Annotated in this window: 13 protein-coding genes; 2 read left to right on the top strand and 11 right to left on the bottom strand. The window is 74.4% G+C overall.

Annotated features, from left to right (window positions below; translation table 11 throughout):
• Positions 1-16: 16 nt before the first annotated feature.
• Positions 17-1,210 carry a MarP family serine protease gene (locus AWH51_RS13910; RefSeq protein WP_063072660.1) on the top strand — a complete coding sequence of 398 codons (1,194 nt, stop codon included), beginning with the start codon at positions 17-19 and terminating at the stop codon, positions 1,208-1,210.
• Positions 1,211-1,238: 28 nt separating this feature from the next.
• Here the strand turns inward: AWH51_RS13910 and AWH51_RS13905 are convergent, their stop codons facing one another.
• The 4 genes from AWH51_RS13905 to AWH51_RS13890 all read right to left on the bottom strand — a co-directional run bounded on the left by AWH51_RS13905 (position 1,239) and on the right by AWH51_RS13890 (position 8,074).
• Entirely contained in the window at positions 1,239-1,616 is a 378-nt protein-coding gene (locus AWH51_RS13905; protein ID WP_063072659.1) for a VOC family protein, read from the bottom strand.
• A gap of 145 nt (positions 1,617-1,761) precedes the next feature.
• Positions 1,762-3,333, bottom strand: a complete 1,572-nt coding sequence (gene ffh / locus AWH51_RS13900) for a signal recognition particle protein (RefSeq protein WP_063072658.1) — start codon at positions 3,331-3,333, stop codon at positions 1,762-1,764.
• Positions 3,334-3,371: 38 nt separating this feature from the next.
• Positions 3,372-4,247: a signal recognition particle-docking protein FtsY gene (ftsY, locus tag AWH51_RS13895; protein WP_063072657.1), complete on the bottom strand. Its 876-nt coding sequence runs from the start codon at positions 4,245-4,247 to the stop codon at positions 3,372-3,374.
• A 20-nt stretch (positions 4,248-4,267) separates the two neighbouring features.
• Entirely contained in the window at positions 4,268-8,074 is a 3,807-nt protein-coding gene (locus AWH51_RS13890; protein ID WP_063072656.1) for a chromosome segregation SMC family protein, read from the bottom strand.
• Between the two features lie 154 nt (positions 8,075-8,228).
• Between AWH51_RS13890 and AWH51_RS13885 the strand changes: the two genes are divergently transcribed.
• The gene (locus tag AWH51_RS13885; RefSeq protein ID WP_063072655.1) at positions 8,229-9,347 is read left to right on the top strand and encodes a GNAT family N-acetyltransferase; all 1,119 of its coding nucleotides are present in this window, start codon (positions 8,229-8,231) and stop codon (positions 9,345-9,347) included.
• A 12-nt stretch (positions 9,348-9,359) separates the two neighbouring features.
• Here the strand turns inward: AWH51_RS13885 and mutM are convergent, their stop codons facing one another.
• The 7 genes from mutM to AWH51_RS13850 form a co-directional block, all read right to left on the bottom strand.
• Positions 9,360-10,295, bottom strand: coding sequence for a bifunctional DNA-formamidopyrimidine glycosylase/DNA-(apurinic or apyrimidinic site) lyase (mutM, locus tag AWH51_RS13880; RefSeq protein ID WP_063072654.1), 936 nt, complete (start codon positions 10,293-10,295; stop codon positions 9,360-9,362).
• A 6-nt stretch (positions 10,296-10,301) separates the two neighbouring features.
• Positions 10,302-11,018 carry a ribonuclease III gene (gene rnc / locus AWH51_RS13875; protein WP_063072653.1) on the bottom strand — a complete coding sequence of 239 codons (717 nt, stop codon included), beginning with the start codon at positions 11,016-11,018 and terminating at the stop codon, positions 10,302-10,304.
• 25 nt (positions 11,019-11,043) lie between these two features.
• Positions 11,044-11,247 carry a 50S ribosomal protein L32 gene (gene rpmF, locus AWH51_RS13870; RefSeq protein ID WP_012038043.1) on the bottom strand — a complete coding sequence of 68 codons (204 nt, stop codon included), beginning with the start codon at positions 11,245-11,247 and terminating at the stop codon, positions 11,044-11,046.
• Between the two features lie 2 nt (positions 11,248-11,249).
• Entirely contained in the window at positions 11,250-11,822 is a 573-nt protein-coding gene (locus AWH51_RS13865) for a YceD family protein (RefSeq protein ID WP_063072652.1), read from the bottom strand.
• Positions 11,823-11,841: 19 nt separating this feature from the next.
• Positions 11,842-12,333 carry a pantetheine-phosphate adenylyltransferase gene (coaD, locus tag AWH51_RS13860; RefSeq protein ID WP_063072651.1) on the bottom strand — a complete coding sequence of 164 codons (492 nt, stop codon included), beginning with the start codon at positions 12,331-12,333 and terminating at the stop codon, positions 11,842-11,844.
• Positions 12,334-12,359: 26 nt separating this feature from the next.
• A complete protein-coding gene (locus tag AWH51_RS13855; RefSeq protein ID WP_063072650.1) occupies positions 12,360-14,543 on the bottom strand; it encodes an ATP-dependent DNA helicase RecG in 2,184 nt (727 codons plus the stop codon).
• On the bottom strand, positions 14,540-15,131 hold a 592-nt coding region (locus tag AWH51_RS13850), incomplete at its 5' end, for a DUF4129 domain-containing protein (protein WP_368072672.1). The genes AWH51_RS13855 and AWH51_RS13850, both read right to left, overlap by 4 nt.

Raw genomic sequence — 15,131 nt, 5'->3', positions numbered from 1 at the left:
GGGGCAGACTGTCGAGGTGAGCCCCGCCGTCGACATCGTCATCCTCGTCGTCGCGGTCGTGGCCGCCCTCGCCGGCTGGCGTCGCGGGGCCATCGTCACCGTCGCCGGGTTGGCCGGGATCGTGCTGGGCGTGCTGCTGGCGCTCGCCATCACGCCCGCGTTCCTCGCGCTGCTCGACCGGTTCGGCGTGGCCACGGGGATCATGCGGACCGTCGCCGCCGCGCTGCTGATGCTCGTGACGACCTCGCTCGTGAGCGGGATCCTCGCCCAGGTCGCCAGCGTCCTCACGCGCCTGCTGCGTCCCCGCGGCGCGGCGCAGGGCCTCGACCGCGGGGTCGGCGCGGTCGCCGGCCTCGCCGCGTGGGCGGTGTCGGTGTGGTTCATCGGCGGCTTCCTCGGATCCAGCGGCGTGATCCCGGCCGTGCAGCTCGCGTCCTCCTCGCGCATCCTCGCGACCCTCGACCGCGTCAGCCCGATCTCCAGCGGCTCCGCGCTCTCCGCGCTCGACGACGCGCTGCACGACGTGGGCTACCCGCGCGTCTTCGCGAACGGCCAGGAGTCGATCGCCGACACGGCGGCGCCCGACGCCGACGTGCCCGACGCGGTGCGGCGGTCCGCTGGCAGCGTCGTGAAGATCCTCTCCTCGGCGCCCGCGTGCGGCACGTCGTCGTCCGGCAGCGGCTGGGTCGTGCAGGACGGGCGCGTGGTCACCAACGCGCACGTCGTGACCGGGTCCGACGAGGTCTACGTGCAGCCGGGCGGCACGGGAGAGCTGCTGCGGGCCCGGCTGGTCGTGTTCGACCCGGCCCGCGACGTCGCCGTCCTCGCGGTGCCGGGGCTCACCGCCGCACCCCTCGCGCTCGGCGACGAGCTCGGCCCGTCCGACGAGGCCGTGGTCGCGGGGTATCCCGGCGGCGGGCCGTACCAGGCCACCGGTGCGCGCGTCCGCGAAGTGGTGCAGGCGCTCGGCACGGACATCCAGCACGAGCAGCCGGTGACGCGCGAGATCTACTCCGTGCGCGGCACCGTCCGCCCGGGCGACTCGGGCGGCGCCCTGTTCGACGTGCAGGGCCGTGTCGTCGGCCTGGTGTTCGCGACCTCGACCGTCGACTCCCAGACGGGCTACGCGATGACGCTCGACGAGATCGCGCCCGTGCTGCAGCAGGCCGGCGCCACGGCGCCCGTCGACTCGGGCCGCTGCTCCGTCTGATCCGGCTGCGCGGCCCGACCGCGACGCCTCACGCCGCGACCACCGACAGCACGTTGCCGGCCGGATCGTGGAACCACGCGATGTCGGGGCCGTGCCCGCGCATGATGCCGCGGGCGTCCGTCGGCATCCCCTCGTCGATCGCGGTGACGATGCCGCGGTCGTTCAGCTCGACCACCGCCGCCTCCACGTCCTCCACCGCGAGGTTCAGGACGGTGAACGCGGCGGGGACGTGGTCCGGCTTGGGATAGACGAGGACGTGCGCGCCGGATCCGGGGAGCACGAGCCGGAGCATGCCCATCTCGGGCACCTCCTCGACCTCGAGGCCGAGCGTGCCGCGGTAGAAGGCGAGCGCGGCGGGGACGTCGTCCACGCTGAAGCCGCTGAAGGCGGCGACGGGTGCGAACACGTGGGGCTCCTGACGCGCGGGCCGCGACGGACGGCCGCGACGCTGACCCCACCGTGGCACGCCGCGCCCCGCGCGTCGAGGGCGTGCGACGACGGCGCCCTCCCCGTGGGGAGGACGCCGTCGAGGGCGGTGCGGGTCGACCGGGTCAGCGGCCGAGGAACTTCTGCAGCGAGGCGAGCTCCTCCTCGCTCGGGGCGCCCTTCGCGCCGCCCTTCGCCGCCCCGGCCAGGCCGAAGCCGGAACCCGCGGGAGCCGTCGGGCCCCCGATCCGCTGGCCGGACGCGAGCGCCGCGTTCTCCTGCGCGCGCTTGGCGGGATTGCCTGACTTCGAGCCCTTCTTCTTCTGCTGCACGGGCTTCCGGCTCGAGTGCGCGCCGGGCATCGGGCCCATGCCGGGGATCTGCGGCATGCCGCCGCGGGCGACCGTGCGCATCATCTTCGAGGCCTGCTCGAAGCGCTGCACGAGCCCGTTGACGTCGGTGACGGTCATGCCGGATCCGCGCGCGATGCGGAGGCGACGCGAGCCGTTGAGGAGCTTCGGGTTCTGGCGCTCCGCCTTGGTCATCGACTGGATGATCGCCTCGGTGCGGACGATCTCCTTCTCGTCGAAGTTCTCGAGCTGCTCCTTCATGGCGCCCATGCCGGGGAGCATGCCCATCATCTTCTTGATGGAGCCCTTGCCGCGCAGCTGCTGCATCTGCTTGAGGAAGTCGTCGAGCGTGAAGCTGTCGTTCGCGAGCTTCGCGGCGACCTCCATGGCCTCCTCCTCGTCGAAGGCCTGCTGGGCCTGCTCGATGAGGGTGAGGATGTCGCCGAGGTCGAGGATGCGGCTCGCCATGCGGTCGGGGTGGAAGGGCTCGAAGTCGTCGAGGCCCTCGCCCGTGGACGCGAACATGATGGGGCGGCCGGTGACGGAGGCGACCGACAGGGCCGCGCCGCCGCGTGCGTCGCCGTCGAGCTTGGAGAGCACGACGCCCGTGAAGTCGACGCCGTCCTGGAAGGCCTTCGCGGTCGCGACCGCGTCCTGGCCGATCATGGCGTCGATGACGAAGAGGACCTCGTCGGGGTCGGTGGCCTTGCGGATGTCCGCGGCCTGCTTCATGAGCTCCTGGTCGACGCCGAGGCGGCCGGCCGTGTCGATGATGACGACGCTGTACTGCTTGTCGACGGCGTGCTTCATCGCGTCCTTGGCGACGCGCACCGGGTTGCCGCGGCCGTTGCCGGGCTCGGGCGCGAAGACGGGGACGCCGGCCTGCTCGCCGACGACCTGCAGCTGCTGGACGGCGTTGGGGCGCTGGAGGTCGGCCGCCACCAGCATGGGCGTGTGGCCGTCCTTGGCGAGCCACTTGCCGAGCTTGCCGGCGAGGGTCGTCTTGCCCGCGCCCTGGAGCCCGGCGAGCATGATTACCGTCGGCGGGCGCTTGGCGAACTGGATGCGACGCTGCTCGCCGCCGAGGATCGCGACGAGCTCCTCGTTGACGATCTGCACGACCTGCTGGGCCGGGTTCAGCGCCTGGCTGACCTCGCCGCCCAGGGCGCGCTCGCGGACGGACGCGGTGAAGGCCTTGACGACATCGAGCGCGACGTCGGCCTCGAGGAGCGCGCGGCGGATCTCGCGGACGGTGCCGTCGACGTCGGCGGCGCTGAGCTTGCCCTTGCCGCGCAGGTTCTTGAAGGTCTCGGCGAGGCGGTCCGAGAGTGTTCCGAAGGTAGCCATGGTGGGTCCAGCTTAACCGGCGCCGGCCGGGCGCCGGGTCAGCCGACCAGGTTCTGCGCGAACACGTGCGGCGTGAACCCCGTGAGGTCGCCGATGCCCTCGCCCTGGCCGATGAGCTTGATCGGGATGCCCGTGCGCTCCTGCACGTTGAGGATGAAGCCGCCCTTGGCGGATCCGTCGAGCTTCGTGATGACGAGCCCCGTGACGCCGCCGTGCTCGATGAAGGCCTGCGCCTGCGCGAGCCCGTTCTGGCCGGTCGTCGCGTCGAGCACGAGGAGCACCTCGGCGATGGGCGACTGCTTCTCCACGACGCGGCGGATCTTCGACAGCTCGTCCATGAGGCCGCCCTTGGTGTGCAGGCGGCCGGCGGTGTCGATGATCACCATCTCGGTGCCCGTGCGCATCGCGTGCTCGACGGTCTGGAAGGCGACGCTCGCGGGATCCTGCCCCGGCTGCTGGGGACGCACGATCTCCACGCCCGCGCGCTCCGCCCAGGTGGCGAGCTGGTCGACGGCCGCGGCGCGGAACGTGTCGGCCGCGCCGACCACGACCGTGCGGCCGTAGTTGCGCAGGAACTTGGCGAACTTGCCGATGGTGGTGGTCTTGCCGACGCCGTTGACGCCGACGACGAGGATCACGGCGGGCCGGGCGCTGAGCTTCAGCGTGGGGTCGTGCTTCGCGAGCCGCTCCTCGATGCTCTCGCGGAGCATGCGCTGGAGGTCGCGCGGGTCGGTCGTACGGTAGCGCTCGACCTTCTGGCGGAGGTCGTCGATGGTGGCCTCGGTGACGTCGGGGCCGAAGTCCGCGGTGATGAGGGCGGTCTCGAGGTCGTCCCACGTGGTCTCGTCGATCGTCGGCTTCGCGAACATGCCGCGGAGCGCGCCGGAGAGGGACCAGGGGGTGCGGGCTGCCATGTGCCCAGCGTAGCCGCGGGTCAGGAGGCGGCCGGCGCCTCCGCGGCGTCGACGTCGGCGGGGTCCGCGTCGACAGCCGCGGCGTCTGCGGATGCGGCGGCCGGCGTCGTCGGACGCGCCTCGCGGCTCACGCGCTGGCCGACGACCGCGCTGACGCCGTCCTGCCGCATCGAGACGCCGTAGAGCGCGTCGGCGATCTCCATGGTGCGCTTCTGGTGCGTGATCACGATGAGCTGCGACGTGTCGCGGAGCTGCTCGAGGATCGTGAGCAGGCGGCCGAGGTTCGCGTCGTCGAGCGCCGCCTCCACCTCGTCCATGATGTAGAACGGGCTCGGCCGGGCCGTGAAAATCGCGATGAGCAGGGCCACGGCCGCCAGCGACCGCTCGCCGCCGGACAGCAGCGAGAGGCGCTCGATGCGCTTGCCCGCGGGGCGCACGCTCACCTCGATGCCGGTGGTGAGGAGGTCCTCCGGGTCGGTGAGGTGGATGCTGCCGGTGCCGCCCGGGAACAGGATCGGGAAGACGCGGTCGAAGGCCTGGCGCGTGTCCTCGAAGGCGGCGGCGAAGACGCCCTGCATCGTGCGGTCGATGTCGTCGATGATCGTCAGCAGGTCCTTGCGCGTCGCCGTCAGGTCGGCGAGCTGCTCGGTGAGGAAGAGGTGCCGCTGCTCGAGCGCGGCGAACTCCTCGAGCGCGAGCGGGTTGACCCGGCCGAGCTGCGCGAGCTTCCGCTCGGCCGACTGCAGCCGCGCGCGCTGCTCGTCGCGGTCGAAGGGGCGGGTGGGGACCGGATCGGCGTCGTGCGCGGGGGTGTCGTCGTCCTGGTCGGTGTCGGTGTCGGCGGGGGCGGCCGTGACGGCGGAGGCGGCCGCCGCGGAGGAGATGGCCGCGGGCGCGTCGCCGGGGACGGCATCGGCACCGGCACCGGCACCGGCACCCGGGTCAGCACCGGGCTCGGCGGACGGGGCCGCCGGGCGGGGCCGCTGGCGCGGCGGGAGCGGCGCCTCCTCGGGCACGGGCACGTCCGGCCCGTACTCGGCGACGAGCACCTCCTCCCCCAGGCCGAGCTCGCTCGCGGCGCGCTCCAGCAGCTGGGAGACCTGCAGGCGCTTCTCGTAGATCTGCAGCTCGAGGCCGTGCACGTCCTCGGTGATCCCGTGCAGGCGCTCCCGCAGCTCGGCCTCCTCGCGGCGGAGGGCGGCCAGCTCGGCGTTGCGGCCCGCCCGCGACTCCTCGGCGCGGGCGAGGACGAGCCGAGCCTCGGCGGTGCTGCGGTCGGCGGCCCGCACGACCGCGGGCAGCGCGTCGGCGACGGAGGCAGCCCGGGCGATCTGGCGGCGCCGGATCACTTGACGGCGCGCGGCCTCCTCGGCGGCGGCACGCTCGGCGGCGAGCCGGCGCTCGAGCGCGACCGTGCGCTCCTGCTCCGCCCGCACCCGCTCACGGGCGGTCTCGACCTGCAGGCGCGCCTCGATCTCGGCCTCGCGCGCGGCCTCCCACTCGGCGACGAGCCCGTCGCGGCCGCTCGCGTCGAGGACGGGCCGCGGGCGGGACCGGGCCTCGTCGAGCGCCCGGCGGGCGGCGTCGGACGCGGCGACGGCCTCCTCCACGGACGCGCTGGCGAGGTCGAGGCCGCGCTGCACGCGCGCGAGCTCGGCGGCCGCGGACTCGGCCTGGGCCCGCGACCTGCTGAGGCGCTCGGCGTGGGCGGCGAGGCGCGCGTCGGCCTCGCGGAGGCCGCCGAGCGCCGTGGCCGCGCGCTCCCGGGCGGCGCGGAGGCGCTCCCTGCCGGCCGCGAGGTCCACCTGGAGGTCGTCGATGCGGGCACGGACGCCCGTGAGCGTCGACGCGGCGGCCTCCCGCGCGGCGACGAGCTCGAGCTTGGAGCGCGTGGCGCCGGATCCGCCGCGCAGCACGTGAGCGGAGACGACCTCGCCCGCGCGCGTCATGACGGTGGTCGGTGCATCGGGGCGGGCGAGGAGGGCGACGGCCTGCGCCAGGTCGTCGACGAAGACGACGTCGGCGAGGATCCGCCGCACGCCGTCGGGCGCGTCGACCACGGACGCCGCGGGGACCGGGCCGTCCGCGGCGGGGTGTCGGGCGTCCGGGGCGTCGGCCGTCCCGCCGGATCCCGCGACGACGACCTCGACGCGGCCGAGGTCGTCGTCGACCGCGCGCCGGAGGGCGGCGACGGCGTCCTCATGCGTCTCGGCGAGCACCGCGTCCGCGAGCGTGCCGAGTGCCGCGGCGACCGCCGCCTCGAATCCGGGCTGCACGTGCACGTGCTCCGCGAGGAGGCCCCGCACGCCGGGGAGCCCCGCGGCCACGAGGTCGCTGGATCCGTCGCGCTGGTCGAGCGCGCTCGCGAGGGCCTGCTCGCGCGCGGCCAGCGCATCGCGCTCGCGCTCCCTCGCGTGCAGCTCCTCGCGCACGGCCTCGATGGCCGACTCCTCGGTGGCCACGTCGGCCTGCGCGTCCTCGTAGGCGCGCGTGAGCTCGGATCCGCCCTGCTCGTCGGCCTCGCCCTCCGCCTCGCCGCGCTCCCGCTCCGCCTCCGCGGCGGCCAGCCGTGCGCGCGCCGCGTCGAGCGCGTTCTGCTGCCGGAGCACCTCGCCGCGCACGGCCGCGAGCCGGGAGCCGGCCGTCTCGGCGCGTCCCGTGAGCCCGGCGATCTCGAGGTCGTGCCGGGAGACGAGCGCGCTCTGCGCCTGGATCTCCTCGTCGAGCGCGTCGAGCGCCTGACGCGACGCGGCGGTCGCCTGGCGCGCGGACGCCCAGCCCGCCTCCGCCTCGGCGATGAGCGCGACCAGCCGCTCGGCCTCGTCGCGGGACTCCTGCACCTGCGCGGGCGTGGTGCCGGTCGCGGCCTCGGGGGCGTCGTCGGCGGATCCGAGGAGCGCGAGCCGCTGCTGCGCGAGGGAGAGCAGGTTCCGCAGGCGCTCCTGCACCTGCTCCAGCGCGAAGGCCGTGCGGCGGGCGCCGTCGACCTCGTCGCCCTCCTGCTCCTCGACGATGCGCTCGGACCGCAGCACCGCCCGGTCGAGCTTCTCCTGCAGCACCATGCGCTCGGTCGTGCGCTCCTCCTCCGTGCGGGTGTGCTCGGCGAGCGCGCGGCGGAGGCCCACGACCTCGTCGGCCACGAGCCGGGCGCGCGCGTCGCGCACGACCGCGGCGACGGTCTGCGCCTGCCGTGCGACCTCCGCCTGCCGCCCGAGGGGCTTCAGCTGGCGGCGGATCTCCCCCGCCAGGTCGTTCAGCCGCGTGAGGTTCGCCTGCATGCCCTCGAGCTTGCGGAGGGTGCGCTCCTTGCGGCGGCGGTGCTTGAGGATCCCCGCGGCCTCCTCGATGAAGCCGCGCCGCTCCTCGGGGGTCGCGCGCAGGACGTTGTCGAGCCGGCCCTGGCCGACGATGACGTGCATCTCCCGGCCGAGCCCGGAGTCGCTCAGCAGCTCCTGCACGTCGAGCAGGCGGCAGGACGTGCCGTTGATCGCGTACTCGCTGCCGCCGTTGCGGAAGAGCGTGCGGCGGATCGCGACCTCGGTGTAGTCGATGGGGAGCGCGCCGTCGGCGTTGTCGATCGTGAGCGTGACCTCCGCGCGACCGAGCGGCCCGCGCGTGGACGTGCCTGCGAAGATGACGTCCTCCATCTTGCCGCCGCGGAGGGTCTTGGCGCCCTGCTCCCCCATCACCCAGGCGAGGGCGTCGACGACGTTCGACTTGCCGGATCCGTTCGGGCCGACGACGCAGGTCACCCCGGTCTCGAACTGGAACGTGGTCGGCTGCGCGAACGACTTGAACCCCTTGAGGGTCAGGCTCTTCAGGTGCACGCCCGTCGCCCTCCTCGCGTGATGGTCTGGATCACGGTACCGGACGGGAGGCGTCCGGCCGGGAGCCGCGCGCGGGGCCCGGCCCGTCGCGCCGCCGCTACCGTGGTGGGGCGCCGGCCGCCGACGGTCGCGCGCGCCGACGAGGGAGCCGACCATGCCGCACGCCGACGACGACCCCGCCTTCGACGTGGAGGAGATCCGCCCGTCGAGCGCGCCCGGTGCCGCGGGCTGGGACGACTTCGTCGCCCTCACCGACGTCGTCAACCGCGCGCAGTCGCACGACCTCGGACACGACGCGTTCGTCTGGCTGCCGCAGGAGCTGATCGCCGACTACGCCGACGTCGCGCACGTGCGGAAGCGCCTGTTCGCCGCGCGGGTGGACGGGCGGATCGTCGGCCGCGGCCTCCTGACCACCTGGCTCAACGACCCGACCACCTCGGACGTCGCCGTGTCCGTGCTGCCCGAGCACCGCGGTCGCGGCGTCGGCCGGGCGCTCCGCGAGCGCGTGGAGCGGATCGCGCGCGACGAGGGCTGCCGCACCCTCATGGGCTTCACGATGCACCGGGCCGAGCCGAACGGGAGTCCCATCCCCTCACCCACGGGCATCGGGGCGATCGGCGCCGACGACCCCGCGGCGCGCTTCGTCGTGGCCGCCGGGTATCGGCTCGGCCAGACGGCCCGCACCAGCTCGCTCGACACGACGGCCGCGGCGCCGAAGCTCGCCGCCCACCTCGCGGACGCCCGCCGCGCCGCCGGGGACGCCTACCGCGTGGTGTCGTGGGTGGATGGGACCCCGGAGCACCTGCTCGACGACCTCGCCGTGCTGCACACGCGCATGTCGACGGACACCCCGGCGGGCGACCTCCCGCAGGAGGAGGACCCGTGGGATGCCGCGCGGCTCCGCGAGGCCGAGGCGCGCCGTGCGTCCGCGGGCCGCACGGGCCTCACCACGGCGGCCCTGCACGTGGCGACGGGTCGGCTCGTGGGCTTCACGGAGATCGCCGTCTCCCCCAGCGGTCGGCGATCCGACGGCCACGAGTACACCTACCAGCAGGACACCCTCGTGCTCGCCGAGCACCGGGGTCACCGCCTCGGGATGCTCCTCAAGGCCGAGAACCTGCGGCTCCTCGCGCGCGAGGCCCCGAGCGCGGACCGCGTCGTCACCTGGAACGCCGACGAGAACCGGCCGATGCTCGCAGTGAACGAGGCGCTCGGCTTCCGTCACGTGGGCACGAGCGGGAGCTGGTTGCGGGAGGTCGACGCAGCGTGCTGACCGGGCGGCGGATCAGGCGGCGGCCGCGCCCGGATCCGGCAGCACCTGGCAGTGCGGGCACAGGTGCGAGCCGCGGTTCATGAACGCCTCGCGCACGATCGGCGTGCCGCAGCGCGGGCACGGCTTGCCCTGCTGTCCGTAGGCGTTGAGGGAGTGCGAGAAGTAGCCCGAGGCGCCGTTCACGTTGACGTACTGCGCGTCGAAGCTCGTGCCGCCCTCGGCCAGCGCCCGGGCGAGCACGTGCCGCACCTCCGCGAGCAGCTTCAGCGCGCGGCCGCGGCCGAGCTGATCCGTGGGGTGCGCGTAGTGGATCCGCGCGGCCCAGAGAGCCTCGTCCGCGTAGATGTTGCCGATGCCGCTCACGAGCGTCTGGTCGAGCAGCGCGCGCTTGATGCCCGTGCGCCGCCGGGCGAGGCGGTCGAGCAGCAGCTCGTCGTCGAACGCCGGGTCGAGGGGATCACGCGCGATGTGGGCCACCTGCGTCGGCACGACGGCGAGGGCGGATCCGCGGCCGCCGGCGTGCCCGTCGGGCGTGGGGACGAGGCGGTCGACCGCCATGGAGCCGAAGATCCGCTGGTCCACGAACGCGACCACGAGCTCGCCGTGCACGGGGTGCTCGATGCCCAGGCGGATCCGCAGCAGGCCGTCGGGGTCGGAGCCGGGCTCGCGGAGCAGCACCTGCCCGCTCATGCCGAGATGCGTGACAAGCGCGCGGGGCCCGGTCGCGTCGCGTGCGGCGTCGGGCTCGAGCGGCAGCCAGAGGAACTTGCCGCGGCGGACGGCGGATGTGATCACACGACCCACCAGCAGGTCGACGAACGCGCCCTCGAGCGGGTCGTGCCGCTTGAGCGAGCGGGCGTCGAGGATCTCGACGCCGGTGATGCGCGCGCCGGTCACGGCGGGCTCGAGGCCAGCGCGGACGACCTCGACCTCGGGGAGCTCGGGCACCGCGGGTCAGGCCGTGGTGCGCGCCTCGAGGCGCGTCCACGCCTCGAGCGCGGCCGTCATCTCGGCCTGCTTCTTGCTGGATCCCTCGCCCGTGGTGCGGACGGCCGAGCCCACCGTGACGACGGCGTGGAAGCGCTTGCTGTGGTCGGGACCGCTGTCGCTCACGTCGTAGACGGGGGCAGGCAGGCCCTGGCGTGCGGCGCTCTCCTGGAGCGCGGTCTTCGGATCCATGGCGGCGCCGAAGCGCGCCGGGTCCTCGAGGAGCGGCGCGATGAGGCGCAGCACGAGGCCGGTCGCGGCCTCCCCCCCGGCGTCGAGGTACGCGGCGCCGATGATGGCCTCGACCGTGTCGGCGAGGATCGACGACTTGGAGCGACCGCCCGTGAGCTCCTCACCGCGGCCGAGCAGCAGGTGCTCGCCGAGACCGATGCGCGTGGCGACCTCCGCGAGGGCGACGCTCGAGACGAGGCTGGCGCGCCGCTTGGCGAGCTCGCCCTCGTCGAGGTCGGGGTTCTCGAGGTAGAGCATGACCGTGACGGCCTGCCCGAGGATGGAGTCGCCGAGGAACTCGAGGCGCTCGTTGTGCGGGATGCCGCCGTGCTCGTACGCGTACGAGCGGTGGGTGAGCGCGAGCTCGAGGAGCTCGGGGCTCACGTCCACGGCGAGGAGGCGCCGGAGCGCGTCGCGGTCGCCGTGGACGTGGGATCCCGGGGTGTCGGTCATGTCCGACGTACCGTGCGGGCGGCGACTAGACGTCGGCGACCTTGCGGCCCTTGTACTCCATGTACAGGGGCGTGCCGGCGGCGTCCTCGACCACGCGCGCGCGGTGGGGCATGGAGTAGACGACCTTGCCGTTCTCGATGGTCTTGACGAGCGTGGGAGCCTCGGCCTTCCACTGCGAGCGACGCGCACGCGTGTTGGATCGGGACATCTTTCTCTTGGGAACAGCCATGGCTAACTCTCATCTCTCTGCGTTTCGGTGTCGGCGTCTTCACGCGCCGCACCGCTGTCTTCGGAAGCTCGGAAGCCGGACAGGGCCGCCCAGCGCTGATCGATCACGGGCTCCGGGTCGGAGTCCGCCAGGACCAGGCTGATGCCGGGACCCAGATCGAGATCGAGGTCCTCGCCCGGCACTTCGGGCTGGAACGGCAGTGAAAGGACCACCGCATCCCGGATGACCGGCTCCAGGTCCACGTGCTCGTCCTGGACCTGGTAGTCGAAAGCTTCATCAAGACCATACGCGAACATCTCCGCGAAATCGACCTGGACACGCTCCTGCATGTCGGCGAGGGTGCGCGCGGACTGCCCGTCGGCCACCGTGTCGACCTCTCCGGTGACCAGGATCCCGTCATGGAGTGACTCGAGCCGGACGCTCACCTGCATCTCGCGGCCCGCGGGGACGGCGATGAGGCCCTCGCCCATGCGCTCCGGCAGGGTGATGGTCAGCTCGAGCTCGCGCATCTCACCGGGGCGGTGCACGATGTCGTGGACGTTGACCGTGAATGGGGTCTTCTGGAACCGGGACACCCGTAGATCCTACGGGGCGTCAGCCATCCCGTCGGACGGCGAGGGCCTCGGCGACGGCGGCGGGGACGTAGGGCGACACGTCGCCGCCGAGCGCCTCCACCTGCCGCACGAGCGAGCTGGAGACGTGCGCGTGCCCCGGATCCGGCAGCAGCAGCACGGTCTCGACGCCCGCCAGGTCGCGGTTGACGAGCGCCATGGGCGTCTCGTAGGTCACGTCGAGCTGCGAGCGGACGCCCTTCACGAGCACGGTCGCCCCGACCTGCCGGCAGTAGTCGACGAGGAGGCCCGCGCCCCAGGAGTCGACGCGGACGGTCGCGGGCAGGCCGGCGTCGCGGATCACGCGCTCGATGAGCTGCACGCGCTCCGCGAGCGGCAGCATCGGGGTCTTGCCGGGGTTGTGCACGACCAGGACGACGAGCTCGTCGTAGAGGCCGGCGGCGCGGCGGATCACGTCGAGGTGGCCGAGCGTGACGGGGTCGAACGATCCGGGGACGACGGCGATCCGCTGCATCCCGCCAGCCTAGGGCCGGGGCGGGGTCAGTTCTTGTCGAGGAAGGCGCGCTCCTCGTCGTCGAGCCGGCGGGCCAGCGCGCGGGCGAGCGCCGGATGCCCCGCGAGGTCGGGCGACGCCTCGAGCACGTCGTGCGCGTGCTCGCGCGCGGACTCGATGAGGTCGCCGTCCTGCGCGACCCGCAGCAGCCGGAGCGACGAGCGGCCGCCCGACTGGTTCGTGCCGAGCACGTTGCCCTCGCGGCGGAGCTCGAGGTCGACGCGCGCCAGCTCGAAGCCGTCGAGGGTCGCGGCGACGGCGTCGACGCGCTCGCGGGCGACCGTCTCGGGCTCCGCGTGCGTGACCATGAGGCAGAGGCCGGGCACGCCGCCGCGACCGACCCGGCCGCGCAGCTGGTGCAGCTGGGAGACGCCGAAGCGGTCGGCGTCGAGGATGACCATGGTGGAGGCGTTGGGCACGTCGACGCCGACCTCGATGACGGTGGTGGCCACGACGAGGTCGATCTCGCCCGCGGAGAACGCGCGCATGACGCGGTCCTTCTCCTCCCCCGACATGCGGCCGTGCAGCACCGCGCGGCGGACGGACCCGAGGCGCGGGTGCGCCGCGAGCAGCGCATCGACCTCGGTGACCGTGGCGAGCGCGGGCCGGGTCGGCGCGTCATCGGCGCCCTCGGCCGCGTCCTCGTCCTCCGCGTCCGGATCCTGCGGGTCGATCGCCGGGCACACCACGAACGCCTGGCGCCCCTCCTGGATCTCCTCGGCCGTGCGCTCCCAGACCCGCTCGATCCAGCCCGGGTGCTCGTGCAGCGGCACGACGAAGGACGCGATGGGCTGGCGCCCGCTCGGCAGCTCGGCGATGGTCGAGACGTCGAGGTCGCCGAACACCGTCATGGCGACCGTGCGCGGGATGGGCGTGGCCGTGAGCACGAGCACGTGCGGCGGGGTGCCGCCCTTCCGGCGGAGCGCCTCGCGCTGGTCGACGCCGAAGCGGTGCTGCTCGTCGACCACGACGAGGCCGAGGTCGAGGAACTCGACGCGGTCGCCGAGGAGCGCGTGGGTGCCGACGACGATGCGCGCCTGGCCGCTGACGATGCGCAGGAGCGCGCGCTTCCGCTCGGCGGTGGACAGTTGGCCGGTGAGGAGCGTGGGCATGAGCTCCGCCGCGAGATCCGGCCCGAGCGACGCCGTGAGCGAGCGGAGGTGCTGGCTCGCGAGCACCTCGGTGGGCGCGAGCAGCGCGGACTGGCCGCCCGAGTCGGCGACCGCGAGCATCGCCCGGAGCGCGACGAGCGTCTTGCCGGAGCCGACCTCGCCCTGCACGAGCCGGTTCATGGGCCAGGTGCGCGCCATGTCCGTCGCGATCTCCTCGCCGACGAGCCGCTGGTCGCCCGTGAGCTCGAAGGGCAGCTGCGCGTCGAGGCGGTCGAGGTGGCCGCCGGGCGTCGGGATCCTCGGGGTGGCGGGCAGCGCGCGCGCCGCCTGCCGCCGCTGCAGCAGGGCGGTCTGCAGCACGAAGGCCTCCTGGAAGCGGAGCGCGTCGCGGCCGCGCTTCCAGTCGACGTCCTTCTCGGGACGGTGCACGCCCTCGAGCGCCTCGCGGTGCGGGAGGAGCCCGCGCGCGGCGCGCACGTCGGCCGGGACCGGGTCGTCCAGGTCGTCCACCGCGTCGAGCGCGAGCGCCACCGACTTCGCGACCTGCCAGCTCGCCATGGACGCGGTGGCCGGGTAGATGGGGATGGGCATCTCGGCCCAGCGGCGGGCGGCAGCATCCGGCTCGCCGCCCGAGAGCTCGGGGCCCTCGTGCGCGTCGAACAGCTCGTAGTCCGGATGGGCGAGCTGGAGCGCGCCGCGGTAGTCGCTGACCTTGCCCGCGAAGATCCCGCGGACGCCGGGCACCAGGTCCTTGGCGCGCCACGCCTGGTTGAAGAAGGTGAGGGTGAGGAAGCCGCGGCCGTCGGTGATGCGCACCTCGAGGATGCTGCCGCGCCGCGCGCGCATGGGCCGCTCCCGCACCTCGCGCACCTCGGCGACGATGGTGGCCTGCTGGTCGACCGGCAGCTCGGCCAAGGCGGTGAGCTCGCCGCGGCGGGCGTAGCGGCGCGGCAGGTGCTCGAGGAGGTCGGCGACCGTGCGCAGCCCGAACGCCTTCTGCAGCACGCCGGCGGTGCGGCCGCCCACGACGCCCGCGAGCGCGGCGTCGGATCCGGTCATCCCCCGAGTGTACGAGGAGCGTCCGACGCCCGGGATGCGGGGGCGCCGCCGTCCTCGGCCTCCCCGCGTGGACGACGGCGGACGAGCGAGCGGGGCGCGACCACGGCGAGCAGCCGGTCGACCCTGCCCGCGCGGGCGCCGAGTGCCGCGCCGAGCACGAGGAGCGCATCGGCCAGCGCGGCGCCCGTCGCGGCGTCGACCGGAGCGTCGGCCCGGGCGAACCGCTCGCGCTCGCGTGCGCCCACGAGCACCGCGACCGGATCCCGGAGGGCGGGGTCGTCGCCCGCGAGCCGCCGGCCGAGCTCGCGCGGCGACTCGGTGTCGGGCACCCGGATCCCCAGGTCGACGGCCCGGTCCTCCGCCTCGTGCCAGGCGGTGCCCACCGGGGCGTCCCCTGCCGCGAGGGCGCGGAGGCGGCCGGCGCGGCGGGAGCGGCGGAGCAGCGCGGGGGACGCGAGGAGCGCGAGCACGAGCACGACGAGGGCCGCGACGCCGATCGCGCCCCACGGGATCCGGTCGGCGCCCGGGCCGGCGGCCCCCGGGGCGGCGGACGCCGTGGGCGCGGGCGCGGTGGTGGGCGCGGCCTCG

It is taken from the genome of Clavibacter tessellarius (genome assembly GCF_001618005.1).
Taxonomy (GTDB): Bacteria; Actinomycetota; Actinomycetes; order Actinomycetales; family Microbacteriaceae; genus Clavibacter; species Clavibacter tessellarius_A.
This window is presented reverse-complemented; position numbering and strand designations above follow the sequence as displayed.